The sequence below is a fragment of the uncultured Amaricoccus sp. genome, from assembly GCF_937858865.1.
Taxonomy (GTDB): domain Bacteria; phylum Pseudomonadota; class Alphaproteobacteria; order Rhodobacterales; family Rhodobacteraceae; genus Amaricoccus.
In genome coordinates, this window is record NZ_CALLYO010000007.1 from 1 (window position 1) to 1,199 (window position 1,199).

Consider the following 1,199-nt stretch of genomic DNA (forward strand, 5'->3'; position numbering starts at 1 on the left):
GCGCACCCGCCTCGCCGAGGCGCTCGGCACGATCGAGCGGAGCGCCGGCGAGCCGGCCGGCGATTGAGCCCGTGATTGAGCCCGTGATTGAGCCCGGGCCGGAACGCGTCTAGAGAGGTCCCATGACCCAGGCCGGGAAGATCGCATCCCCCACCGAGGCGGCCCCCGCCCATGCGCCCGCCGACCACCCGCGCCTGCCGCCGGCGCGGGTCGGCGTCGTCATCGCCAACCTCGGCACCCCGGATGCGACCGACTACTGGTCGATGCGGCGCTATCTCGACGAGTTCCTCTCCGACAGGCGGGTGATCGACTATCCGCGCTGGAAGTGGCAGCCGATCCTGCAGGGGATCATCCTGACCAGGCGCCCGTTCAGCTCCGGCGCCAACTACCGCAAGATCTGGAACACCGAGGCGGACGAGAGCCCGCTGCTCACCATCACCCGCGAGCAGACCGCCGCCCTCGCCGCGCGGCTCGCGGAGCGGTACGGCGACCGGATCGTCGTCGACTTCGCCATGCGCTACGGCAACCCCTCGACGGCCTCGGTCATCGAGCGGATGCAGAAGGCGGGCTGCGAGCGGATCGTCTTCTTCCCGCTCTACCCGCAGTATTCGGCCACCACGACCGCGACCGCCAACGACGAGGCCTTCCGCGCGCTGATGCGGCTGCGCTGGCAGCCGGCCTTCCGCACGGTGCCGGCCTACCACGACCATCCGCTCTACATCACGGCGCTGGCCGAGTCGGTGGCGGAGGCCTATGCCGGGCTCGCCGAGCGGCCGGAGGTCCTCGTCACCAGCTACCACGGGATGCCGGAGCGGTATCTCGCCGAGGGCGATCCCTACCACTGCCATTGCCAGAAGACGACGCGGCTGCTGCGCGAGCGGCTGGGGGCCGAGTTCGGCGAGATCGTGGTGAGCTTCCAGTCCCGCTTCGGGCGCGAGGAGTGGCTGAAGCCCTATACCGTCGAGGAGGTCGCCCGGCTCGCTCAGGCGGGGCGGCGGCGGATCGCGGTGATGGCGCCGGTCTTCGCCGCCGACTGCGTCGAGACCCTCGAGGAGATCCGCGAGGAAATCCGCCACGCCTTCCTCGCGGCGGGGGGAGAGCAGTTCACCTACATCCCCTGCCTCAACGCCCGCCCGGCGCATGTCGAGATGATGGCGGCCATCCTCGAGCGGGAGCTCTCCGGCTGGCTCTGAGCGCGG

General features: G+C 70.9%; 1 protein-coding gene. It reads left to right on the forward strand.

Going from position 1 to position 1,199, the window contains the following annotated elements; all coding sequences use genetic code 11:
- Positions 1–122 precede the first annotated feature (122 nt).
- Positions 123–1,193, forward strand: a complete 1,071-nt coding sequence (hemH, locus tag Q0112_RS00110; RefSeq protein ID WP_297970028.1) for a ferrochelatase — start codon at positions 123–125, stop codon at positions 1,191–1,193.
- Positions 1,194–1,199 lie beyond the last annotated feature (6 nt).